The sequence below is a fragment of the Natrarchaeobaculum aegyptiacum genome, assembly GCF_002156705.1.
GTDB classification, from domain to species: domain Archaea; phylum Halobacteriota; class Halobacteria; order Halobacteriales; family Natrialbaceae; genus Natrarchaeobaculum; species Natrarchaeobaculum aegyptiacum.
Genome location: NZ_CP019893.1, coordinates 547,123 through 568,846 on the forward strand (window position 1 = coordinate 547,123; position 21,724 = coordinate 568,846).

At 64.9% G+C, this 21,724-nt stretch carries 23 protein-coding genes; 13 read left to right on the forward strand and 10 right to left on the reverse strand.

Translation table 11 applies throughout. From position 1 onward, the window contains the following. Positions 1 to 65: 65 nt before the first annotated feature. Entirely contained in the window at positions 66 to 797 is a 732-nt protein-coding gene (psmB, locus tag B1756_RS02740) for an archaeal proteasome endopeptidase complex subunit beta (protein ID WP_086887167.1), read from the reverse strand. Between the two features lie 170 nt (positions 798 to 967). Next, complete coding sequence (locus B1756_RS19530; RefSeq protein ID WP_186336542.1) at positions 968 to 1,111, reverse strand: hypothetical protein; 144 nt, start codon at positions 1,109 to 1,111, stop codon at positions 968 to 970. A 418-nt stretch (positions 1,112 to 1,529) separates the two neighbouring features. Between B1756_RS19530 and B1756_RS02745 the strand changes: the two genes are divergently transcribed. Continuing rightward, the gene (locus B1756_RS02745; RefSeq protein ID WP_086887168.1) at positions 1,530 to 1,883 is read left to right on the forward strand and encodes a DUF555 domain-containing protein; all 354 of its coding nucleotides are present in this window, start codon (positions 1,530 to 1,532) and stop codon (positions 1,881 to 1,883) included. Positions 1,884 to 1,974: 91 nt separating this feature from the next. Beyond that, positions 1,975 to 2,514 carry a CBS domain-containing protein gene (locus B1756_RS02750; protein ID WP_086887169.1) on the forward strand — a complete coding sequence of 180 codons (540 nt, stop codon included), beginning with the start codon at positions 1,975 to 1,977 and terminating at the stop codon, positions 2,512 to 2,514. Positions 2,515 to 2,559: 45 nt separating this feature from the next. Here the strand turns inward: B1756_RS02750 and B1756_RS02755 are convergent, their stop codons facing one another. The 5 genes from B1756_RS02755 to B1756_RS02775 form a co-directional block, all read right to left on the reverse strand. Further along, a complete protein-coding gene (locus tag B1756_RS02755; RefSeq protein WP_086890008.1) occupies positions 2,560 to 3,351 on the reverse strand; it encodes an ABC transporter ATP-binding protein in 792 nt (263 codons plus the stop codon). 65 nt (positions 3,352 to 3,416) lie between these two features. After that, the gene (locus B1756_RS02760) at positions 3,417 to 4,196 is read right to left on the reverse strand and encodes an ABC transporter ATP-binding protein (RefSeq protein WP_086887170.1); all 780 of its coding nucleotides are present in this window, start codon (positions 4,194 to 4,196) and stop codon (positions 3,417 to 3,419) included. Then, the gene (locus tag B1756_RS02765; RefSeq protein ID WP_086887171.1) at positions 4,196 to 5,290 is read right to left on the reverse strand and encodes an ABC transporter permease subunit; all 1,095 of its coding nucleotides are present in this window, start codon (positions 5,288 to 5,290) and stop codon (positions 4,196 to 4,198) included. The genes B1756_RS02760 and B1756_RS02765 overlap by 1 nt, the downstream gene beginning before the upstream one ends. Beyond that, entirely contained in the window at positions 5,287 to 6,177 is an 891-nt protein-coding gene (gene urtB / locus B1756_RS02770; RefSeq protein WP_086887172.1) for an urea ABC transporter, permease protein UrtB, read from the reverse strand. Before urtB ends, B1756_RS02765 begins: the two co-directional genes overlap by 4 nt. Position 6,178: 1 nt before the next feature. After that, complete coding sequence (locus B1756_RS02775) at positions 6,179 to 7,444, reverse strand: urea ABC transporter substrate-binding protein (RefSeq protein WP_086887173.1); 1,266 nt, start codon at positions 7,442 to 7,444, stop codon at positions 6,179 to 6,181. Positions 7,445 to 7,978: 534 nt separating this feature from the next. Here B1756_RS02775 and B1756_RS02780 point away from each other — a divergent pair. The 10 genes from B1756_RS02780 to B1756_RS02825 all read left to right on the forward strand — a co-directional run bounded on the left by B1756_RS02780 (position 7,979) and on the right by B1756_RS02825 (position 18,107). After that, positions 7,979 to 9,430, forward strand: coding sequence for a metal ABC transporter solute-binding protein, Zn/Mn family (locus tag B1756_RS02780; RefSeq protein WP_086887174.1), 1,452 nt, complete (start codon positions 7,979 to 7,981; stop codon positions 9,428 to 9,430). A gap of 100 nt (positions 9,431 to 9,530) precedes the next feature. Continuing rightward, the gene (locus B1756_RS02785) at positions 9,531 to 10,484 is read left to right on the forward strand and encodes a metal ABC transporter permease (RefSeq protein ID WP_086887175.1); all 954 of its coding nucleotides are present in this window, start codon (positions 9,531 to 9,533) and stop codon (positions 10,482 to 10,484) included. Between the two features lie 316 nt (positions 10,485 to 10,800). Continuing rightward, entirely contained in the window at positions 10,801 to 11,187 is a 387-nt protein-coding gene (locus B1756_RS02790) for an urease subunit beta (RefSeq protein ID WP_086887176.1), read from the forward strand. After that, on the forward strand, positions 11,184 to 12,935 hold the full coding sequence (gene ureC / locus B1756_RS02795; protein ID WP_086887177.1) for an urease subunit alpha: 1,752 nt from the start codon (positions 11,184 to 11,186) through the stop codon (positions 12,933 to 12,935). The genes B1756_RS02790 and ureC (B1756_RS02795) overlap by 4 nt, the downstream gene beginning before the upstream one ends. After that, on the forward strand, positions 12,932 to 14,665 hold the full coding sequence (gene ureC / locus B1756_RS02800; protein WP_086887178.1) for an urease subunit alpha: 1,734 nt from the start codon (positions 12,932 to 12,934) through the stop codon (positions 14,663 to 14,665). Before ureC (B1756_RS02795) ends, ureC (B1756_RS02800) begins: the two co-directional genes overlap by 4 nt. Then, positions 14,662 to 15,108, forward strand: a complete 447-nt coding sequence (locus tag B1756_RS02805) for an urease subunit gamma (protein WP_228434442.1) — start codon at positions 14,662 to 14,664, stop codon at positions 15,106 to 15,108. The genes ureC (B1756_RS02800) and B1756_RS02805 overlap by 4 nt, the downstream gene beginning before the upstream one ends. Next, entirely contained in the window at positions 15,108 to 15,728 is a 621-nt protein-coding gene (gene ureG, locus B1756_RS02810) for an urease accessory protein UreG (protein WP_086887179.1), read from the forward strand. The genes B1756_RS02805 and ureG overlap by 1 nt, the downstream gene beginning before the upstream one ends. Then, entirely contained in the window at positions 15,725 to 16,690 is a 966-nt protein-coding gene (locus B1756_RS02815; protein WP_228434443.1) for an urease accessory protein UreD, read from the forward strand. Before ureG ends, B1756_RS02815 begins: the two co-directional genes overlap by 4 nt. A gap of 3 nt (positions 16,691 to 16,693) precedes the next feature. Then, positions 16,694 to 17,365: an urease accessory protein UreE gene (gene ureE, locus B1756_RS02820; protein ID WP_086887180.1), complete on the forward strand. Its 672-nt coding sequence runs from the start codon at positions 16,694 to 16,696 to the stop codon at positions 17,363 to 17,365. Further along, a complete protein-coding gene (locus B1756_RS02825; RefSeq protein ID WP_086887181.1) occupies positions 17,355 to 18,107 on the forward strand; it encodes an urease accessory protein UreF in 753 nt (250 codons plus the stop codon). The genes ureE and B1756_RS02825 overlap by 11 nt, the downstream gene beginning before the upstream one ends. 27 nt (positions 18,108 to 18,134) lie before the next feature. Here the strand turns inward: B1756_RS02825 and B1756_RS02830 are convergent, their stop codons facing one another. Both B1756_RS02830 and B1756_RS02835 read right to left on the reverse strand, forming a co-directional pair. Beyond that, positions 18,135 to 19,118 (reverse strand): transcription initiation factor IIB, encoded by a 984-nt coding sequence (locus B1756_RS02830; RefSeq protein WP_086887182.1) that lies wholly within the window; start codon positions 19,116 to 19,118, stop codon positions 18,135 to 18,137. A gap of 233 nt (positions 19,119 to 19,351) precedes the next feature. Next, positions 19,352 to 19,765, reverse strand: a complete 414-nt coding sequence (locus tag B1756_RS02835; RefSeq protein WP_086887183.1) for a helix-turn-helix domain-containing protein — start codon at positions 19,763 to 19,765, stop codon at positions 19,352 to 19,354. Between the two features lie 162 nt (positions 19,766 to 19,927). On the opposite strand from B1756_RS02835, the gene B1756_RS02840 reads away from it, so the two are divergent. After that, positions 19,928 to 20,473: a DUF8170 family protein gene (locus tag B1756_RS02840; RefSeq protein WP_086887184.1), complete on the forward strand. Its 546-nt coding sequence runs from the start codon at positions 19,928 to 19,930 to the stop codon at positions 20,471 to 20,473. Between the two features lie 45 nt (positions 20,474 to 20,518). Here B1756_RS02840 and B1756_RS02845 read toward each other — a convergent pair whose 3' ends face one another. Continuing rightward, positions 20,519 to 21,493 carry an aldo/keto reductase gene (locus tag B1756_RS02845; RefSeq protein ID WP_086887185.1) on the reverse strand — a complete coding sequence of 325 codons (975 nt, stop codon included), beginning with the start codon at positions 21,491 to 21,493 and terminating at the stop codon, positions 20,519 to 20,521. Positions 21,494 to 21,724 lie beyond the last annotated feature (231 nt).

The following is a 21,724-nucleotide window of genomic DNA, read 5'->3' on the forward strand; positions in this document are numbered from 1 at the left end:
TTCCGTGGTGAGTAGTGGTCAAAACCGAGAGACGGCACCCGCACGGCAGGCGACCAGCGAGCCCGTTAGATGACTTCTTCGAAGTCGTTGTGGCCGTGGATCTCGACGCCCTCGTCGGTGATCTCACAGAGGAAGACGCCGTTGCCGGAGCCGGTGTCGCGCTCGGCGGCGGACTTGATGCCGCGGGCGGCGATGGTCATCGCCTCGTCGTTCGAGAGGTCGTCCTCGTAGGCCTGCTCCAGGTGACCGTAGGCCAGTTGCATCCCGCTGCCGGTGACGGTGTAGTCGTCTTCCATGACGCCGCCGGCGGGGTCGATACTGTAGACGTGGCTTCCCTCGTCGTCGACGCCACCGAGGATGGGGTGGATCGCGAAGAACGGGCCGCCGCGAGCGAAGTTACCCGCGAGTGTCGCGAGCGCGTTGATGCTCATGTGTTCGCCGCGACGGGATTCGAAGAGGTTGACCTCCGCGCGCAGGCTCGAGATGAACGACTGGGCACCGCCGACGCTGCCGACCATCGTGAGTGCGCCGGTGGGGTGGATCTGCTCGACCTTCTGGACGTTCTTGTTCGAGACGAACCGGCCGCCGAGGCTGGCGCGCATGTCCGTCGCGATGACGACGCCGTCGTCGGTCGTGATGCCGATCGTCGTCGTCCCCGTCTTGTTGACGGTGTCGAGGTCCGTCCGCGAGACGTCGTTCCGGGGGAGCGACCCGAGTTCCGGTTCGTACGGACTCGGCTCGTCGGCCAGCTGGTCGACCGTCCGGGAGAACTCCGAGTTGTGATGCGGTGTGCGCATTGACAGACCGTTACGACCGGAATGGTATAAAAGGCCGGCGTTCACACCGGGCGTTTCCGGTTCCGGGACGGGAACGGGTCCGCTCGAGCCACCACCGGGATGGCGGAGCCGGCGCTCGAACGGGAACGATACAGTCGAACGAATCGAAAACGGGCGTCGGTGTCAGGTCATCAGGGCTGGCTGGCTTCGTAGGCCTCCTCCAGGTTGGCGAGGACGCGGTGGATCGGCAGGGTGATCCCGGCCTGGCGGGCGGTGATGGCGAGTGGCATCGCGACGATGCCGGCCACGATGGCGAACTGGTACAGTGCGAACACAGTCGCGCGGTGCACGCGGGATATCATCAGCGTTCAGGCGAGGCTCAGACGCAGGTCGTACATAAGCTTTCTTGCTCGAACCATCACGTCGTCTCCCTGACGGCAGAAGCAGGTCGACGCAGTCTTGCGATTCAACTCAAGTTGCAGTCACCGCAACTGGTGGTTCACTCGAGGCGAAATCGGCATATGCAGGCAGCAATCGACGTGGACAATTCTCGTAACTTATGCGGATAATGCGGTTGTCGTCCGCGTCTGTGGCGTGACTTTCCCGTGATACTAGTTGTCGTGTCCTGTGCCCACACGATTGCACACCAGGAACTGTCCACCTCGACGGTCTGTCGCGTTCGTCGGTCTGCTGACCAGTCTGGAGCCGACGACGAACCGCAAAGCAGGAAACCCCCCGTACCGACGATCACGTATGGGAAATTATCTCGTCGCGATGGAAGCCGCGTGGCTCGTTCGTGACGTCGATGCGATCGACGACGCCATCGGCGTCGCCGTCAGCGAAGCCGGCAAGCGACTCAACAACAAGGACATGGACTACGTCGAGGTCGAAGTCGGTGCGACGGGCTGTCCCGCTTGCGGGGAGCCGTTCGACTCCGCGTTCATCGCCGCCGACACCGCTCTCGTTGGACTGGGTCTCGAGATGGACGTCTACAACGCCGACAGCGAGGAACACGCCTCCCGGATCGCCAAGAGCGAGGTCGGCGGGGCACTGCGGGACGTGCCGCTCTCGGTCGTCGAGATCATCGAACGCCCCGAGGACGAGTAGGCATCGCCGACGGTGATCGCCGGTCGACCGACGTTCCGGCAGATTCGGTGGCACCCACCATACTTTTGATAACCCGCGGTTATGGTCCAGTATGGAACTCCCGACGCCCGCGGACCTGCGTCAGCGCCGGACCGACCTCGGGTTGACCCAGAGCGAACTCGCAGAGAAAGCCGACGTCTCCCAGCCGCTGATCGCCCGCATCGAAGGCGGCGACGTCGACCCGCGCCTATCGACGCTCCGTCGGATCGTCAACGCCCTCGAGAAGGCAGAGAGCGACGTCGTCCGTGCGGAGGACCTCATGAACGAAGCCGTCGTGAGCGTCTCGCCGGACGAACCGGTCAGCGCCGCCGCTCGAGAGATGGAAGAGGAAGCCTACTCCCAGCTGGCGGTCATTCAGGACGGCATCCCGGTCGGCTCGATCAGTCAGGGCGACCTCGTTCACCTCGACGCCGAGGCGCGAGACGAACCCGTCGAGGAACACATGAGCGAGAGTTTCCCGACGGTCTCGAAGGACGCCACGCTCGACGAGATCGGCAACTTACTCGAGCACTACAAGGCCGTGATGATCACCGAAGCCGGCGAGACGGTCGGCATCATTACGGAAGCCGACGTCGCGGCCAGACTCTCCTGAACGGCTGCCCGACCGACGCGCGAAAACGAGTGTGACTCGATCGCCTCAGACGGCGAGGTACTCCGTGACGGCCTCGCGTGACTGGAGCCGGTCGGCGTCGAGTTCGTCGACGATCGTTCCCTTGTCGATGGCGTAACACCGTTCGGCCAGGTTCTGGACCACGTGCAGGTTCTGTTCGACGAACAGGATCGTCGTTCCCAGGTCCCGGTTGACGCGCTCGAGATCCCGCGTGATGTCCTGGACGATCGACGGCTGGACGCCCTCGGAGGGTTCGTCGAGCAACAGCAGGTCGGGATTGCCGATCAGTGCCCGCCCGATCGCGAGCATCTGTTGCTGGCCGCCCGAGAGCGTTCCCGCTTTCTGTGTGGACCGCTCCTCGAGGATCGGGAAGTACTCGTAGACGTCGTCGTAGCGGAAGTCCGAATCGTCCTCGTTGATCGTCTCCCCCATCCGCAGATTTTCCCTGACGGTGAGTTCGGGAAAGACGTCCCGGCCCTGCGGGATGTAGCCCATCCCCCGTCTCGCGCGTTCGTCCGCACCGACCCACGTGCCGGCTGGCGTGGACGTTCCCAGTGCGTCTGCAATTCGGCCGCCGAGGCCGCCGCGATCGGCGTCGGTCGTCGCCGCCTCGGTCGCGTCGACGACGACGTCGCCGTCGAAGACGATTCGGCCGTCGGCTGCCTCGAGCAGGCCCATGATAGCTTTCACGAGCGTGGTCTTGCCGACGCCGTTTTTCCCCATGATACCGACGATCTCTCCCTCTTCGACGGTCACGTCGACGTCCCGGAGGATCGGCGTCTTGCCGTAGGAGACGGCGAGGTCGTCGATCTCGAGCATCGCCGCGTCGCTCGGCGTTGCTCCGGATTCCTGTCCTCCGACAGCGGTATCGGCGCTGGTTTCGGTCATTGTTCTTCACCCAGGTAAATTCGCTTGACGTCCGGATCGTCTCGAACCTCGTCGATCGTCCCTTCGGTGAAGATGGCTCCCTGGTGGAGCACGGTCACCCGGTCGGCGATCGTCTCGACGAAGTCGATGTCGTGTTCGATCACGATGAACGCGACGTCGTCCTCGTCGTTGATCGTCCGTAACAGCTCGGCGATCTCGCGGGTCTCCTCGACGGAGAGGCCAGCGACGGGTTCGTCGAGCAACATCAGCTTCGGCTCGAGGGTCATTGCCATGGCAATCTCGAGTCGCTGTTGCTGGCCGTGTGAGAGGTTCGACGCCGTCTCGTCGGCCGTCTCCGCGAGGTGGAATCGGTCGAGGATTTCGGCCGTTCGGCGGTCGAATTCCGACGGTTGTTCGACCCGCTGGAGCGGGATTCGCAGGTTCTCACGGACGCTCAGGTCCGGGTAGATACTCGGAACCTGGAACTTGATACTGATCCCGCGTGAGACCCGTTCGTGGGACGCCAGGTCCGTGATCTCCTCGCCGTCGTAGTAGATCGTTCCGGCGGTCGGCTCGAGGCGGCCGGTGAGCAGTTTGAGGAACGTGCTCTTGCCGGCACCGTTCGGCCCGATCAGACAGCGGAGTTCGCCTTCTTCGATGCCGAAATCGACGTCGTCGGTCGCGGTGAGGCCGCCGAATTGCTTGCGCAGGTCCCGCGTCTGGAGGATCGTGTCCGTCCCGACGCCGGTCTCGGCGACCGCGGGTGACTCCTTGACGGTCGGATCGCTCGTCGCCATCAGTCGCTCACCTCCTCGGTTGCGGTCGGTGGCTCTGCGGGCTCACCGCCCCCGCGGTTTCGCAGGTAATCGACGGCGTCGCCGACCCGCGGCGCGATGCCATCCGGCATCGCGAGGATCACGATCACGAGCAGCGAGCCGACGACGACGAGCGCCCACTCGCCGGTGAGCCCGATCTGGATCCGCTGGATGACGACGGCGGCAGCGATCGTGCCGACGAACGACTCGCGGCCGCCGATGCTGGCCCAGATGACCGGCATCGCCGCGGCGGTGATCGCGAACTCGCTGGGGTCGATGTAGTTCCCCCAGGTGACGAACAGGACACCGCTGAGTCCGGCGAGCGCACCACCGATCGTGAACGTGGCGAACTTGATGAACGTCGTGTTGTAGCCGAACATCTCGGTGCGGGCTTCGTCCTCGCGAGTGGCGACCATCGCGTAGCCGAACTGGCTGTTGACCAGCGCGCGAAGGCCGAGGACGGTCGCGACGAGCACGAGCAGCGTCACGTAGTAGTGCATCGCGCCGGCGAACTCGAGCCCGGCCGTCCCGAACCCGATCGCGAGATCGGGAACGCCGACCATCCCGTTGAAGCCGCCGAGGGCAGCCTCGCCGATCGCCCACTGGCTTCCGGCCGTCTGGCCCATGAAGGTGTGCAACACGAGCGCGACGACGAGCGTGATGATCGTCACGTAGACGTCGCGAACGCCGCCGTAGAACATGAAGTATCCCAGCAGGGCGGCGAGCAGCGTCGCCACGGCGACGCCGGTGAGAACGCCGAGGGTCGCTCCCGTGTACGAGGCGAGGTTGATCGAAACGATTCCGAACGCGTAGCCGGCGACGCCGAAGAACGCGACCTGGCCGAAACTGAGGATTCCACAGAACCCCCAGATGAACGCCAGACTCACCCCCAGCAGCCCGTAGACGAGGTACACCGACGTGGACTCGGCGGCGTAGGCACCGAACAACACGGGGTAGACCGCGAGCAGGGCGGTTCCCAGTACGAAACTCAGCCAGAACCGTCGCGAGTTGCCGATCGTGTTCGGCCCCTCGAACGGCCCGCGAAGTCTCGCCTCGAGTGACGGTTTCTCGCTCATTCTGCTCGCCTCCACTTTTCACGCAGGTCCTCGAGCAGGCCGGTGATTCCGTCGGGCAGGACGCGAATGGCGACGATCGCCGTCAGGAGCAGGAACACGGTTCCGATGAACTGCCCGCCGAGGTTGGTGAATACGGCGTCGACCAGCCCGAGCAGGCCGCCAGCGAGCGGCGTGCCGAGGATGACCGACGGCCCGCCGACGACGACCGCGACGAACGCTTCGACGAGGAAACCCGTGCCGAGCTCCGGCGACATCGTGATCGTCGGCGCGTACAGCGCGCCGGTGAGGCCGGCCAGCGCCGAGCCGATCGCGAACGTCGAGAGGTACATCCGGTCGGTGTCGACGCCCATGCTGCGTGCGGTTTCTTCGTCCTGGATCGTTGCCCGTGCCCGAACCCCGAAGTCGGTTCGAGTGAACAGCACGTAGAGCCCGACGAGCGTGGCGATCGCACACGTCGCGAGGACGACGCTTCGGTAGGTCGAGTACGAGTACGGCCCGTAGCTGATACCCCCGAAAGGCGTCCCGATCTGCTCCAGCGAGTTCCCGAAGACGATCCGGGTGAGCTGAATCACCACGAGGCTGATCCCGAAGGTGACGACCATCGAGTCGAGCAACCGACCGTACAGCCGGTGGATGATGGTCCGCTCGAGGACGATCCCGAAGATGGTCGTCGCGACGACGCCGGCGACCATCGCGAGCGGTAACGGCAACCCGGCGTGAAACGACAGCGTCGTCGCGTAGGCCCCGACGAGAATGAACTCACCGTGGGCGAGGTTGATGATTCCCATCATCCCGAAGATGATGGCCAGCCCCGCTGTCGCGAGCACGATGAACGCGAAGCTATCGAGGAACTGGAAGCCGAGGTTCAGTAGTTCGTAGATGGCCATGTTAGATCTCGTCGTAGAACTCTTCGGGCGTGTACTGGGTTTGCTCGGGCTCGCTCGTCAGGTCACAGCCGACCTCGTGGAGGAAGGTTGGTTCGATGTACTGTTCCTCGTCGAAGGTAAGCTCGTGGTTCTCGTCGGCGTGGCCGATTCGCATGTGGTGGGTCATATGGTGGGTTGCCGGATCGAGTTCGATCGTTCCCTCGGGGGCGTCGACCTCCATCCCGCTCTCGAGTTCGGCGATGACCTCCTCCTGGTCGAACGTCCCGGCCGCTTCGACGGCCTCGGCCCACATGTGGACCGAGAAGTAGTTGTTCTGGGCCTCCTGGTTGAGGTAGGGGGCATCCGGGAACATCTCGTAGAAGTCGTCGACGAACGCCTGTGCTGGGTCGGTCTCGAGTTCCTCCATGAAGTTGACGCCGACGTACATGTCCTCGAGTGCGGGCGGGTCGAGACGGAGGTGCTCGTACCCCTGGGCCATCGTCGTCGAGGAGGCCATCGGGACGTCGAGTCCGGTGTCGGCACGCTGCTGGTAGAAGTTCGTGTGGGCGTCCCCGACCAGCATCGAGGCGACGAAATCGGGGTCTTCGCCCTGAATGTTGTTGATCGTCGACCCGAAGTCGGTCTCCCCGAGCGGGATGTACTCTTCGCCGAGCACCTCGGCGTCGTTCTCTTCGGCCAGCATCCGTACCCACTGACCGGAGATCTGCCCGAAGTTGTAGTCGGCGGCGATGGTGTAGATCCGCGGGCCGTACTCCTCGATCATGTACGGGATCACGGCACCGAGTTGCTGGCGTGCGGTCGCCCCCATCGCGAACGTCGTCCGGTCACAGACGCCGCCCTCGTACTGGGTCGTGTAGAAGTACAGCTGCTCTTCGTCGTTGACGATCGGCCGAATCGCCTCGCGAGTCGCGCTCGAGTAGCCAGCCCAGAGGGCGTCGACGTTCTCGCTGTTGATCGCCTCGCGAGTGAGTTCCTGGTAGCGCTGGTTGTCGGATTGCGGATCGGGATCGTACACCTCGATCTCTTCCCCCAGCACCCCGCCGGCTTCGTTGAGCTCTTCGATGGCGAGCAACGACGCCTGCCACTTCGACTCGCCGACCAGCGCGAACTCGCCCGAGCGATCCTCGAGCACGCCGATCGTCACTGCGCCGTCGTCGTCGCCGTCGCCGACGACCCCTCCTTCGGAGAGACAGCCCGCGAACGCCGTGATGGCCGCCCCACCACTGGCCGCGAGGACGCCCCTGCGAGAGACAGTCGGTCGCGTCATTGCGCCCCACCACTGACGAAAGAACAATCTTCGTGTTTGTCAGCCATTTCCCCGGAATAGATCGATGTTTGTCCGTTCATCGGCTACAGCATTCGAAAAGAGAGTAGATATAAAAGGGTTGCTTCAAGGAAATTCATTCTATTGGGGGCTCTACAGGGGAGAATAATCGAAGATTATGACGGTATATTCGATTTAATTCTGGTCGTTCGTCGAATCCTAGGGGGTGTGGCCGTCCACCAGCCATCGTCTCCGGGTGACCTTCCCAGCACGATGGCCCGAGTGAGGCCCCCTCTCGGGGAATCAGACGTTGCGGGGCCGACGAGAATCTCGTTTCGAGTCGAGGGATATCCCCACGTACGGGAATCATCGACGTTCGTATCCAGCTTCGTCCCGCTCTCGAACGTGCGCGGCGATTGGACATACAACCATTCATTCGACGTATGGGTAACGATATGGCTGTTGATGTCCGGTATCGTAGAGCGATTGCTGCCAGTAACGAAGCATATATTGGACGGGCAAGGTACACTCGAGACGATGACACTCACGCGACGACGGATTCTTCTCGGAACCGGCGGCCTCGCCGCCGGCCTCGCCGGCTGTCTCGACGACCGTGGACAGGGAGGTGCTGAGACCTGGGCGACTGCGTCCTTTTTCACGCTCTCTGAGTTCACGCGGGCCGTCACCGGCGACCTGCATACAGTCGAGAACGCGGTCCCGTCAGGCGAGCACGGCCACGAGTGGGAGCCGCCGATCGACATGCTCCCGCGGGTCGTCGAATCGGACGTCTTCGTCTACATCGGAACCGAGGGATTCCAGCCGTGGGTCGACGACGCCCTCGACCAGATCGAGACCTACTACGCAGACGACGTCAGCCTGGTCGACGCCGCCAAAGGGATCGAACTGCTCGAGTACGATGGGGACGGCCACGGTCACGACCACGACCACGGTCACACGCACGACCACGACCACGGTCACACGCACGACCACGACCACGGCGATGCGGAACCGTCGCTCGAGGTCCGCAACATCGAGCTAATCGACCGCTCGGCGGGCCAGCCGGTCGTCGACGCCCACGCGGACCACTGGCACGGCGAGCCGCTCGTGATCCCCACGGAGGGAACGCTCTCCATCGGAGCGGCCGCGGAAACGGACGACGGCCCGGTCGAGATCGGTCCGCCGGGCTACGCCCTCGAGGCGCGAATCGTCGACGGTCCCGACGGACTCGAGATCGACGCTCACGGCGACCACCTGCACGTCTCCGGAGACGAGGCCGGCGACGGGGCAGTGATCGTCCAGCTAGTCGACGACGACGCGGTCGTCTGGGAAGCGCCACCGCTCGAGGTGGTAGTCGGGGACGGCGACGAGGAGGCTGGTTCCGACGATGGTCACGGTCACGGGGACGATCACGAACACGAAGACGACGGTCACGGCCACTCCCACGGGGAGTACGACGCCAAGTTCTTCTCGGACCCCATCCTGGCACAGGAGGGCGTCAGGAACATCCGTGACGACCTGATAGCGATCGACCCGGACAACGCGGCCGCCTACGAGGAGAACGCGGCCGCCTACGTCGAGGAACTCGAGGCCCTCCACGAGGAGTTCGCGTCGGCGCTCGAAGACCGTGAGCACGACCACGTCGTCCTCGCGGGCCACGACTCGTTCCAGTACCTCGCAGAACGGTACGGGCTCGAAATCCACACGCCGGTCGGCCTCTCGCCCGACGATACCCCGAGCGGCCGTGACGTCGCAGCTACAGTGGACTTCGTCGAGGAACACGGCCTCGAGTACGTCCTCTGGGATTACTTCGACGGTCCGGACGTCGCCGAACAGATCGCCGCGGAGGCCGACACCGTGACCGACACGATCATGGTCTCGCCCGCGGAAAGCGTCGTCGAAGAATGGGTCGAGGCGGGCCACGGCGACTTCATCGGCCAGCTCCGCGAAATCACTCTCCCCGCGTTCGAGACGGCCCTCGGCGCGCGGTGACCCGGGGTAGTCGCGTCGCTCGTCTCACTCGACCTGCTCGAGTCGGACCGACGACGATCGGCCGGGATCGTCGTGGACCGTCCCGGTCGCAGGAGGGACGATGAGGCGTCCGTTTCGGCTCGTCGTCAGGGGGATCCTCGCGTTGACGGCCGCGGCCGTCGCAGTCTTCTTCCTGCCGTACTCGTTCGGGCTGTTGCCCGAGCGCGCGTTCGATGCGGGGTGTACCGCGGGCCGGGCGCTCGGCACGGAACTGGCCTGTTACCGGTTCATGTGGAACACCGTCACCGTCGGGGTCTTCATCGGCATTATCGGACCGCTCATCGGGGTGTTCCTCGTGCACCGCGAGATGGCACTCATCGGGGAGACGCTCGCACACACCGCCTTTGCCGGGGTCGCGTTCGGGACGCTGCTGTTCGCCGCCTCCGGCTGGGACGCCCGGTTGTTGCTCGTCGCACTCGCTGCGGCGGTGATCGGCGCGCTCGCGGTGCAGGAACTCGCGGATCGAACGGGTTCCTACGGCGACGTCCCGGTCGCGATCATGTTGACTGGAAGTTTCGCCCTCGGAACGCTGTTCATCGATCTCGGCGGCGGATTCGCGTTCGTCGACGTCAACAGCTACCTCTTCGGGAACATCTCGATCACCGACGAGCGGAGCGTCGCCCTGATGGCCATTCTCAGTTTGAGCGTCGTCGCCGCTGTTGGGCTCTGCTACAAACAGCTGTTGTTCATCACCTTCGACGAACAGGCTGCGAGGGTCGCCGGGTTGGCGGTCTCGCGGTACACCGTCTTGCTCGTCGTCCTCACCGCGCTGGTCATCGTCGGCGCGATGCAGATCCTCGGGGTCATCCTCGTGGCGGCGATGCTCGTCGTTCCCGTGGCCGCCGCCTCGCTCGTCGCGGGTAGCTTCCGGGAGACGCTCCTCGTCGCGGTGGTCGTCGGCGAACTCTCCGTCCTCGGTGGAATCGCCCTCTCCTGGACGGCAGGGCTCCGCCCGGGAGCGACGATCGTCGTGATCGCGATCGGCTGGTACCTCGTGGCCGTCGTTCGATCCTGACCGCCACTTCGCGCCCGGAGCTCGAGGTCCTGCTGGATGTCGGCGCCCGAATCATCTCGGCGTCTCACGCGAGCTCAGGCGGTCGTTTCGCCAGATGCTGTTCGTCTGATGATAGGTACCGTTCGATCCTAGTACGGATAGAAAGACGTTATATTCCGACCCGAATGGAAACTTACGTTCAAACACCAATATCCAAATTCAGTGGGCAAATATTGTGTTGTAGGGCCGACTTTACGTCGGTCGTATTCTAATCGCGGGGCGTGATGAGACAACGTTTCGGAACAGAACGAGATTCGGTACTCGAGGGTGGTCGACCGTGTCTGAACTGATACCCGGTGAACTGCTCCCAGCCGAGGAACCGGTTACGATCAACGAGGGTCGAGAGACGGCGACGGTAACCGTCGAGAACACGGGTGACCGGCCGGTACAGGTCGGCTCGCACTTTCACTTCTTCGAGGTTAATCCCGGGCTCGCGTTCGACCGAGAGGCAGCCTACGGGATGCGACTGAACATTCCTGCAGGAACGGCCGTCAGGTTCGAACCCGGCGTCGAACGCGAGGTCGACCTCGTCGCGATCGGTGGCGACCGCATCGTGCACGGGATGGGCGGCCTCGTCCAGGGTGACCTCGACGACGACGGCGCGAAAGAACGGGCGCTCGAGCGGGCTCGAACCGAGGGCTACCTCCAGGAGGACACCGAATGAGTCGGGACCTGTCCCGGCGGGAGTACACCGACCTGTTCGGACCGACGGCGGGGGACCGACTCCGTCTCGGCGACACGAATCTGCTCGCGAAGATCGAGACGGACCACACGGTTCCCGGCGAGGAGGCGGTCTTCGGCGGCGGGAAGACGATGCGCGACGGCATGGGGATGCAGTCGGGGACGACCCAGGCCGAGGGAACGCTCGACTGGGCCTTTACGAACGTCGTGATTCTCGATCCAGTCCTCGGCGTCCGAAAGGGAGATATCGGTGTGCGAAACGGCCACATCGTCGGCGTCGGGAAGGCGGGCAACCCCGACACGATGGACGACGTCGACATGGTGATCGGCTCGAGTACGGACACGGTTCCCGGTGACGGGCTGATCGCCACGGCCGGGGCGCTCGACATTCACGTCCACTTCAACAGTCCGCAGCTGGTCGATCACGCGCTCGCCTCGGGCGTGACGACGATGCTCGGGGGCGGGTTTGGCGGCGGGGCGACGACCTGTACGCCGGGCCCGGAGAACATCAAACGACTCTTGCAGGCCGCAGAAGAGTGGCCGGTCAACGTCGGCGTCTACGGCAAAGGCAACAGCAGCGGCCCCGAGGCAATCTACGAACAGATCGAGGCCGGTGCCTGCGGGCTCAAACTCCACGAGGACTGGGGCTCGACGCCCGCGGCGATCGACACCTGCCTCGAGGTCGCCGACGAGGAGGACGTCCAGGTCTGCATCCACACGGACACGCTCAACGAGTCGGGTTTCGTCGAGCATACCTTCGACGCCATCGACGGCCGGACGATCCACACCTTCCACATCGAGGGTGCCGGCGGCGGTCACGCCCCGGACGTCCTCGAGTTGATCGGCCACGAGCACATGCTGCCCTCGTCGACGAACCCGTCGATGCCCTACACGGAGAACACGTTCGACGAACATCTGGACATGGTGATGGTCTGTCACCACCTGAACCCGGACGTGCCGGAGGACGTCGCCTTCGCCGAGTCGCGCATCCGCGCGGAGACCATCGGCGCGGAGGACGTCCTTCACGACACGGGAGCCATCTCGATGATGACCTCCGATTCGCAGGCGATGGGACGGATGGCCGAGGTCATCTGCCGGACGTGGCAGACTGCCCACAAGATGAAGGCCCAGCGCGGCCCGCTGCCGGCGGACGAGGGCACCGGCGCGGACAACGCCCGCATCGAACGCTACGTCGCGAAGTACACGATCAACCCGGCGATCACCGCGGGCATCGACGACGACGTCGGTTCGCTCGAGCCCGGCAAACTCGCCGACGTCGTCCTCTGGAAGCCCGCGTTCTTCGGGATCAAGCCGGAGGTCGTGATCAAGGGTGGCTTCCCGGTCTACTCCCAGATGGGCGAGGCCAACGGCTCGCTGATGACCTGCGAGCCGGTGATGGCCAGAGAGCGCGCTGGTGCCCAGGGGCGGGCAAAGCACGACCTCTCGGTCACGTTCGTCAGCGAGGCAGCCCACGAAGACGACGTCGGCGAACGCTACGACCTGAAGACGCCGGTACGCCCGGTCCGGGACACTCGAGCGATCGAGAAGTCCGATATGTTACACAACGATCACTGCCCGGACGACATCGAGATCGACCCACAGACGTTCGAGGTGCAGGTCGGCGAGGAGCGAAGCTCCTCGAGCACTCGGACGCAGTCCGATGACGACGGCGAGCACGTCACCTGCGACCCGGCCGACGAAATCCCGCTCGCACAGCGATACCTGTTATGACACGAGAACTCTCATCCGACGAGTACGCTGGACTGTACGGTCCCACGGCGGGCGACCGACTGCGGCTCGCGGACACGTCGCTCGTCGCCGAAATCGAGGACGACCGAATCACCCGCGGCGACGAGGCCGTCTTCGGTGGCGGGAAGACACTCCGAGACGGTCAGGGGCTCGAGCCCGGTCTCACCGCCGAAGACGGGGCTCTCGACTGGGTGCTGACGAACCTCACGGTTCTCGATCCCGTTCTCGGCGTCCTGAAAGCCGATATCGGGATCAAGGATGGATTCATCGCCGGCGTCGGTAACGCCGGTAACCCTGAGACGATGGACGGCGTCGACGACGACCTGATCGTCAGCGCGAACACGGAGGTGATCTCTGCGGAGGGGATGATCGCCACCGCCGGGGGGATCGACGCCCACGTCCACTTCAACTCAGCCCAGTTGCCGACCCACGCCATCGCCTCGGGCGTGACGACGATGCTCGGCGGCGGCGTCGGTCCGTCGACGGTGGGCATCATCACCAGCGGCGAGCGCAACCTCCAACTGATGATGCAGGCGGCGGACGCCTGGCCGATCAACTTCGGCTTCTACGGCAAGGGCAACTCCTCCCGGCCGGCCGTCATCCACGAGCAGGTCGAGGCCGGCGCGATCGCACTGAAGATCCACGAGGACTGGGGCGCGACGCCCGCCGTGATCGACACCTGCCTCGAGGTGGCCGACGAGACCGGCGTGCAGGTGGCGATCCACACGGACACGCTCAACGAGTCGGGGTTCGTCGAGAACACCTTCGACGCCATCGACGGCCGGACGATCCACGCCTTCCACATCGAGGGCGCGGGTGGCGGCCACGCCCCCGACGTCCTCGAGCTCGTCGGCAAGACGCACATGTTACCGTCGTCGACGAACCCGTCGATGCCCTACACGGAGAACACGTTCGACGAACATCTGGACATGGTGATGGTCTGTCACCACCTCAACCCGGACGTGCCGGAGGACGTTTCCTTCGCCGAATCCCGCATCCGCGCCGAGACCATCGCCGCCGAGGACGTCCTCCACGACGAGGGAGCCATCGCGATGATGACGACCGACTCCCAGGCGATGGGCCGGATGGGCGAACTGATCGCCCGCACCTGGCAGACCGCGGACAAGATGAAGCGCCAGAGGGGGCCGCTTCCGGAGGATGCGGATGGGGGCAACGATCGGGACGGCAACAGCAACGACAACCACCGGATCAAACGCTACCTCGCCAAGTACACGATCAACCCGGCGATCACGGCGGGCATCGACGACTACGTCGGCTCGCTCGAGCCCGGAAAGCTCGCCGACGTCGTCCTCTGGAAGCCCGCGTTCTTCGGGATCAAGCCGGAGGTCGTGATCAAGGGCGGCTTCCCGGCGTACTCCTCGATGGGCGAGGCCAACGCCTCGCTGATGACCTGCGAGCCGGTGATGCAGCGACCCCAGTACGGGGCCTTCGGCGGTGCGAAACACACCACGAGCCTGCAGTTCGTCAGTCAGCAGGCCTACGACCGGGACGTCGGCGAGAGATACGGCCTCGAAACCCCGACGGCTCCCGTCGCCGACACCCGGTCGATCACGACCGACGACTTCGTCTGCAACACGTACAGCCCGTCCGTCGACGTCGACGCCCAGACGTTCGAGGTGTCGATCGACGGCGAACCAGTCACCTGCGATCCAGCAGACGAGATCGCACTCACCCAGCGGTACCTCCTATGAACCTCTCACCGAAAGAATCCGAACGACTCACGATCTTCATGGCAGCAGAGCTCGCCCGCCGGCGGAAGGCCCGCGGCGTGAAACTCAACCACCCCGAGACGGTCGCGTACATCTCCGACTGGGCATGCGAGGCCGCTCGAGACGGCAAGTCCGTCTCCCGAATCCGTGCGGAGGCGACCCAGCTCCTCACCCGCGAGGACGTCATGGACGGCGTTCCCGAGATGGTCGGCATGATCCAGGTCGAGCCCGTCTTCCCCGACGGCACCAAGCTCGTCACCGTCCACGACCCAATCCGGGCTGACAGTCGCGATCAGCTCGAGGGCGAGCCGCCGTCGCCGGACCCGAACCCGACGGCTCGAGCGGTCGATGGTGCCGGTCGTGTCGACGACCCCTCGGGCGTTGCCAGCGCCACGAATGACGATGCCGCGGAGGGTGATTCCTGATGGGGTACCGTGACGTCGCGAAGGTCGGCCTCGGTGGCCCCGTCGGCTCCGGGAAGACGGCCCTCGTCAGGCGACTCGTGCCGAAACTCGTCGAGGAAGGATACGAGGTCGGCGTCATCGCAAACGACATCATGACGCAGGAGGACGCCGACGTCTTCCGCGAGTCCTTCGCCGATCTCATCCCCGAGGACCTCGTCGAGGGCGTCGAAACCGGGGCCTGCCCGCACACGGGCATCCGCGAGGACCCCTCGATGAACCTCGCCGCCATCGACGAGTTCACCGAGCGTCACCCCGACCTCGACGTGGTCCTGATCGAGAGCGGCGGCGACAACCTCGCGGCCACCTTCAACCCCGAACTGGCCGATTACTTCCTGTTCATCATCAGCGTCGCCGAGGGCGAGGACATCCCCCGCAAGCGCGGGCCCGGTGTCACGCAAGCTGACCTCCTCGTGGTCAACAAGACCGACCTCGCCCCCTACGTCGACGCCGACCTCGAGGTGATCGACCGGGACGCGACCGCAGTCCGGGACGGAGAGCCGTTCGTCTTCACCGACTGCAAATCGGGCGAGGGAATCGACGCGGTTCTCGAACACGTCGAGCGGGAGGTGCTGTTCGCGTGAGCACCGCCGAGGCGGTCGACCCCGACGCGAACCGTCTGCCGCCCGCGTTCGAGGCCTACGCCGAGGAACCCCTCGAGCAGGCCCCTGCGATGGGACCGGGAAAGAACGGGCTGCTCGAGGCGACCCTCGCCCGCTCGGGCGACGCGCCAACGCGACTCGTCCGCGATCACGTCAAGGTGCCCTACCACCTCACCGGAACACTCGAGACCGATCCCGCCCCCGGCCTGACGACGCTCGTCACCCAGGAGCCTACGGGCGGCGTCGCCCAGGGTGACTGCCACCGGATGGTGATCGACGCGACCGCCGGGTCGCGCGCTCACGTGACGACCCAGAGCGCGACAAAGGTCCACAGCATGCAGGCGAACTACGCCCACCTCGACGCCTCGCTCACCGTCGAATCCGGCGCGTACCTCGAGTACATGCCCGGCTCGACCATCGTCAACGAGGACGCCCGCTGTCTCCAGACGGTGGGCCTCGACCTCGAGCCCGGATCGGTCGCCGTCGTCTCGGACGTGCTCGTCCCGGACGGACTCAGCGACCACGAGCCGTTCGGGTTCGATCACTACCACGCACGAGTCGAGGCGACCTGCGACGGGACGCTCGTCTGTGCGGACGCGGTCGACCTTCGGCCAGCCGAACGCGACCCGCGGGACCCCGCGAGCGTCGGCGAGTACGGCGTCGTCGGTTCGCTGTACGTGTTCGCTCCCACAGGCGACGAGGGAAGCCTCGTCGAGGATGCCCCGACACCACCCCTCGAGTCCCTGACCGAAGCCATCGCCGACCGACTCGACGACCTCGCGGCCGTCCACGCGGGCGTCTCGACCCTGCCTGCAGATTCGGGAACGATCGTCCGCGTGCTCGGCCATCAGGAACGGGCGGTCACCGCGGCGATTCGGACGGCGTGGGACGAGACGAGACAGCAGACGCTTGGCGTCGGCACACCAGCCGACCGTCGGTACTGACCCATGGAGCGAATCGATACCGTCCTCGGCAACGTCCACGCCGACGACGACCTGGCGGTTGCACGCGACGACCACGACCGTGCCGGCACGCTCGAGCGGCTGGTGATCGACGCCGACCGTCGTCGCCGCTCGCGCTTCCGGACGACGACCGACGCGGGGACCGACGTCGGCGTGGTCCTCGAGCGGGCGGCGCTCTCGGCAGGGGACGTCCTCCTGTGTGAGGACGACCGGATGATCGTCGTCGCCTTCGAACCGCTGGAGGCCTTCGCCGTCGACTTGCCCGAGCCCTCGCCAGCGACGCTCGAGGCCGCGGTCGAACTCGGTCACCGTGTCGGGAACCAGCACTGGGATCTCGCGGTCGAAGCGGGGACGGTCTACGTCCCGCTCGAGGCCGATCGCCACATCGTCGAGCGCGTCGTCGCGGACGTGGTGCCGGGCTCCGAGATCCGGGAGGTGACCGTCGAGGCGGATCTGTTCGTGACCGACGTGGATGCCGAACCGTCGGAGCACGATCACCACCATCACGACTCGAGTCACGAACACGAACACGGCCATACGCACGACCACGGACACAGTGACGGTGATCAGCACCACAGTCACGCGCGCTGCCACGACGACGGCGACGCTCACCACCATCACCACGGCCACGACCACACCCACGACCATGACCACTGATTCCGCTGCCTTCCTCGCCGCGCTCAGACTCGGGGACTCGTTCCTCCCCGTCGGCGGCTACACCGCCTCCTACGGCCTCGAGCAGTACGTCAACGAAGGCCGCGTCGAGACCGCTACCGACTTGCGGAAACTCCTCGAGGCCTACCTCCGGCGGGTCGTCGGTCCCTGCGAGACCGTCGCACTCGCGAACGCCCACGCGGCGAGTGCAGCGGGTGAGCTCGAGACCCTGCTGGCCGTCGACGAACGGCTCCACGCCGTCACGATGCCTCGAGAGTTCCGCGAGAGTTCGACGAAAGCCGGCGCGAAACTCGCCGAACTGTTGCTCGAAGAGGGGTCAGCCGCGGCTGACGGCGGGGCTGACGTCGCAGTGGCTGCCGATGGACGACTCGAGGATGGCGACGCAGCTACGGGATTCGCCGCGGCGATCGCTGCCGACGAGACGCCCGGCAACTATCCTGTCGCCTTCGGCGTCGTCGCCCAGTCGCGAGGGATCTCACGGCTCGAGGCCTGTCTGGCGCACGCGCACGCGTTCGTGACCGGGTTACTGGGAGCGGCCCAGCGACTCGGCCGGTTCGGCCACACCGAGATTCAGGAGGTGCTCGAGGACCTGCGACCGGTGCTGGTCGAGGTCTGTGAACACCACGTCGACGACGATCCGGCGGCGATGGCCGCGTTCGCTCCGTTCGCGGAAATCATGGGAATGCGCCACGAGCGCGCTGGACGGCGGCTCTTCGTCAGTTGAGTGGTGCGAGCGGGCCGCACCGCCAGCTCACGCTGCCTCGATCGAGTCCCGGGACTCGAGTGCGAGTTCGAGTAGCTCCTGATACCGGTTCCTGATGGTGACCTCGCTGACGTCGGTCGCCGCCGAGACGTCCTCCTGGGTCAGGTATTCGTCGGTGATCCGGGACGCTGCGTAGAGGGCTGCTGCGGCGAGGCCGACCGGGTGTTTGCCGCTGTGAACTCCGGCTTCCATCCCGACCTCGAGGACCTCGCGGGCGGTCCGTTCGGTCTCGTTCGAGAGGTCGAGCGTGGAGGCGTACCGGGGAACGTACTCGAGTGGATCCGGCGGTGCCATCGGGAGTTCGAGTTCCCGCAGGAGGTATCGGTAGGCTCGCGTCGCCTCGAGGTAATCGATCCGGCTCACGGTCGCGAGTTCGTCGATCGATCGCGGGATGCCGGCCTGCCTGATCGCCGCGTAGAGGGCTGCCGTGGCCATTCCCTCGATCGAGCGGCCCGGTAGCAGGTCCGCCCCGAGAGCTCGCCGGTAGATGACACTGGCAGTTTCACAGGTGTCGTCAGGAATCCCGAGGGCACTCCCCATCCGCTCTATCTCCCCGAGTGCGTGTTGCAGGTTCCGATCGGTCGCGTCTTTCGTGCGAAACCGCTGGTCCCATCGGCGGAGCCGCTGGAACTGCCGTCGTCGATCGTTCGACAGTGCCTCGCCGTAGCCGTCTCTGTCCCGCCAGTCGATCGTCGTCGAGAGCCCGCGGTCGTGGAGCATCGTCGTGGTTGGTGCCCCGACGCGGGATTTTCGGTCCCGTTCGTTCGCGTCGAAGGCTCGCCACTCCGGACCACGGTCGATCCGGTCATCCGAGACGACGAGGCCGCAGGATTCACAGAACGTTTGCTCCTCGTCGCGTCGGAGCCGACTGTCACACTCGGGACACTCGTCGGCTCCGTTCGTTCGCTCCGATCGCGTCGTGCGGTTCCTCGCGTCCGTCCGCCGTCGTGACTCGGTTTTCGTCGTCGGCATTGTCCATGGTCGTCCCGGCGCGTCTCCGCTGGCCCGCATCCTCGTCGGCCAGTCAGGAGGTCGGTGACTATCGGTGCTTGTGAACGAAGTGTAATTACTGTTTCCCCAAATAGTGTTCTGCCGAAACCACTCATAGTTACGTTCCGGCAAAATATATCTATCAGGAAATCCACCACGTTTCCGCTCGGCAACTGTGCAGGCCCCACTACCAGTGTGGGCTGTTGCCACACCGTTCACTCGAGGTCGGGTCGCGGCGCGTTCTCGTACCGGACCATCTTCTCGGGTTTGTCCTCGATCGTCCCGTAGAGGGCCTCGAGGGTCTCTTCGGCAGCGAGCAGGTTGTGTCGCTCGAGGAACTCCCGACCCTCGTCGCTCGCTCGATAGAATTTCCACGGGTAGCCTTGCTGGCGCTGCTCCTCGGGGAGCGTGACGGCCTCGAGGACGCCCGCGTCGACCAGTTTCTGGACGTGTTTGTAGACGGTGGCCTCGCTCACGCTCGGATTCAACTGCTCGAGTTCGTACATCGACGGCATCCCCTCGGGGTGGCCGAGGACGTTCGCCAGCAGGGAAAAGCGGGTCTCCTGGGTCAAAAAATGCAGCAATTCGCGGGTTTCGGTCCCCTCGCCGGCGTCGAACCGAGTGCTCATGTGGGCAAGTACGAGTGCAAGGGCCATGTAGTTTACCTTCGAGTAAATCACCCTAGAGTAACCGAGCGCGGGTCGACTCTCGAACGAGCCGTTTTCGGAAACAGAATCGGAAACGGAAACGACCCGGAAAGGATTATTTTCTATCCTCGTGAACGTCGAAGCATGACCGACGAGTCGTCGCCTGATCGGGACCCCGCCGCGACTGCGAGCGACCGACTCGAGTCGTCTTCGATCACGCTCGCAGACCACGAGGGGCTGTTAGGTGAGGTCAGCGAGCTGACGGGACTCTTCGCCCACGAGCGGTCGTACTTCGTGCTGGGGAACTACGACCGGGAGCCGATTCGTCGGCTAAATCTCGTAGTCGACCGGCTCAACCGCCGCCCCGACGCCTACGCGTTCCGGATGGTCGACGTCCGCGGCGACTGGGACAACGGCGTCCAGAAGTTCTGCCTGCTCGCCGATCTGGTCACCCACGTCGTCGGCGTCGCCGAACGCGAGCCCAGCGACTTCCTCGTCGAACAGGGATTGCTGCTGGGCAGCGAGGAGTACGCCGCAAAGAGCTACGTCCTGAAGCGCGAGTATTCCGACGCCGACCACCCCTACGGCTGGATGCAGGACGGCGTCTTCGACCTGCTCGAGCGAGAGGATCGACTCTATCGCTGGGAGACCGAGGCCGACCTGGTCGAGGCGACGGATCGAATTCCCTGACCGGCCACGCCGGACCGGAACGCAACCGCCGACCCACTTCCAGCGTCAGCGGTGTCCCGACACCTCGACCGGCTCGTACGGTTCCTCGAGATAGGCCATGTCCGATGCGGAGAGGTCGATCTCGAGGGCTTCGACGGCCTGTTCTAGGTGTTCGACGCTCGTCGTGCCGACGATGGGTGCGTCGACCCAGTCTTTGTGGAGCAGCCACGCGAGCGCGATCTGAGCCATCGTGACACCCTTGTCCGCGGCCAGTTCGGCGACGCGCTCGTTGATCTCCTGCCCACCGCCGTCGCGGTACGGGTGCTCGTACATGTGCTCTTCTGTCTCGCCGCGAGTCGTCGCGTCGATTTCTTCGTGTGGACGGGTGAGGTAGCCCCGAGCCAGCGGCGACCACGGCACGACTCCAACCTCTTCTTTCTCACACAGCGGCAGCATCTCGCGTTCTTCCTCGCGATAGACGAGGTTGTAGTGATTCTGCATCGTGACGAACCGCTCGAGGCCGAGGTGGTCACTCGTGTGTAGCGCCTCGGCGAACTGGTGGGCCCACATCGAGGAGGCACCGACGTACCGGACCTGTCCGCGACGAACGGCGTCGTCGAGCGCCCGCATCGTCGTCTCGATCGGGGTCTTGCGGTCCCAGCGGTGGGTCTGGTAGAGGTCGACCGTGTCCATCCCGAGTCGATCGAGACTCGCCTCGAGTTCCTGTTCGATCGTCTTCCGGGAGAGTCCACCCGAGTTCGGATCGGCCTCGCGCATCTGGAGGAACACTTTCGTGGCGACGACGGCCTCCTCGCGCCGACCTTCGAGCGCTTCGCCGAGGATGCGTTCCGATTCACCCAGCGAGTAGACGTTCGCCGTATCGAAGAAGTTGATTCCGAGGTCGATCGCCCGGTCGATGATCTCCTTGCTCTCCTCGTCCTCGAGTACCCACTCGCGCCAGTCGCTCGAGCCGAAGCTCATACAGCCGAGGCAGATCCGACTCACCGTCGTTCCCGTGGTACCGAGTGTCGTGTACTCCATAGAACGGGACTCGAGGGCGAGCGTCAAAACTGTGGGTGGCCCGGCACGGTCGCATCCGCACGCGACGGGATTCGAAGACCTATCTGAACACACATTCGATTCTATGTCGAACGACCGGACGTCGAGACTGGTATTCGCACTGGTTATTCTACTGTGGATGACTGTCCACCACTTTTTTGGTAGATCGTTGCCTTACTCCCACGTGGCTATGGCGGACAATCAGAACGACCG

Coding starts and splice junctions, on each gene's coding strand:
- psmB (WP_086887167.1), bottom strand. CDS start 797: ATGCGCACACCGCATCACAACTCGGAGTTCTCCCGGACGGTCGACCAG.
- B1756_RS02745 (WP_086887168.1), top strand. CDS start 1,530: ATGGGAAATTATCTCGTCGCGATGGAAGCCGCGTGGCTCGTTCGTGAC.
- B1756_RS02750 (WP_086887169.1), top strand. CDS start 1,975: ATGGAACTCCCGACGCCCGCGGACCTGCGTCAGCGCCGGACCGACCTC.
- B1756_RS02755 (WP_086890008.1), bottom strand. CDS start 3,351: ATGCTCGAGATCGACGACCTCGCCGTCTCCTACGGCAAGACGCCGATC.
- B1756_RS02760 (WP_086887170.1), bottom strand. CDS start 4,196: ATGGCGACGAGCGATCCGACCGTCAAGGAGTCACCCGCGGTCGCCGAG.
- B1756_RS02765 (WP_086887171.1), bottom strand. CDS start 5,290: ATGAGCGAGAAACCGTCACTCGAGGCGAGACTTCGCGGGCCGTTCGAG.
- urtB (WP_086887172.1), bottom strand. CDS start 6,177: ATGGCCATCTACGAACTACTGAACCTCGGCTTCCAGTTCCTCGATAGC.
- B1756_RS02775 (WP_086887173.1), bottom strand. CDS start 7,444: ATGACGCGACCGACTGTCTCTCGCAGGGGCGTCCTCGCGGCCAGTGGT.
- B1756_RS02780 (WP_086887174.1), top strand. CDS start 7,979: ATGACACTCACGCGACGACGGATTCTTCTCGGAACCGGCGGCCTCGCC.
- B1756_RS02785 (WP_086887175.1), top strand. CDS start 9,531: ATGAGGCGTCCGTTTCGGCTCGTCGTCAGGGGGATCCTCGCGTTGACG.
- ureC (WP_086887177.1), top strand. CDS start 11,184: ATGAGTCGGGACCTGTCCCGGCGGGAGTACACCGACCTGTTCGGACCG.
- ureC (WP_086887178.1), top strand. CDS start 12,932: ATGACACGAGAACTCTCATCCGACGAGTACGCTGGACTGTACGGTCCC.
- B1756_RS02805 (WP_228434442.1), top strand. CDS start 14,662: ATGAACCTCTCACCGAAAGAATCCGAACGACTCACGATCTTCATGGCA.
- ureG (WP_086887179.1), top strand. CDS start 15,108: ATGGGGTACCGTGACGTCGCGAAGGTCGGCCTCGGTGGCCCCGTCGGC.
- ureE (WP_086887180.1), top strand. CDS start 16,694: ATGGAGCGAATCGATACCGTCCTCGGCAACGTCCACGCCGACGACGAC.
- B1756_RS02825 (WP_086887181.1), top strand. CDS start 17,355: ATGACCACTGATTCCGCTGCCTTCCTCGCCGCGCTCAGACTCGGGGAC.
- B1756_RS02830 (WP_086887182.1), bottom strand. CDS start 19,118: ATGCCGACGACGAAAACCGAGTCACGACGGCGGACGGACGCGAGGAAC.
- B1756_RS02835 (WP_086887183.1), bottom strand. CDS start 19,765: ATGAGCACTCGGTTCGACGCCGGCGAGGGGACCGAAACCCGCGAATTG.
- B1756_RS02840 (WP_086887184.1), top strand. CDS start 19,928: ATGACCGACGAGTCGTCGCCTGATCGGGACCCCGCCGCGACTGCGAGC.
- B1756_RS02845 (WP_086887185.1), bottom strand. CDS start 21,493: ATGGAGTACACGACACTCGGTACCACGGGAACGACGGTGAGTCGGATC.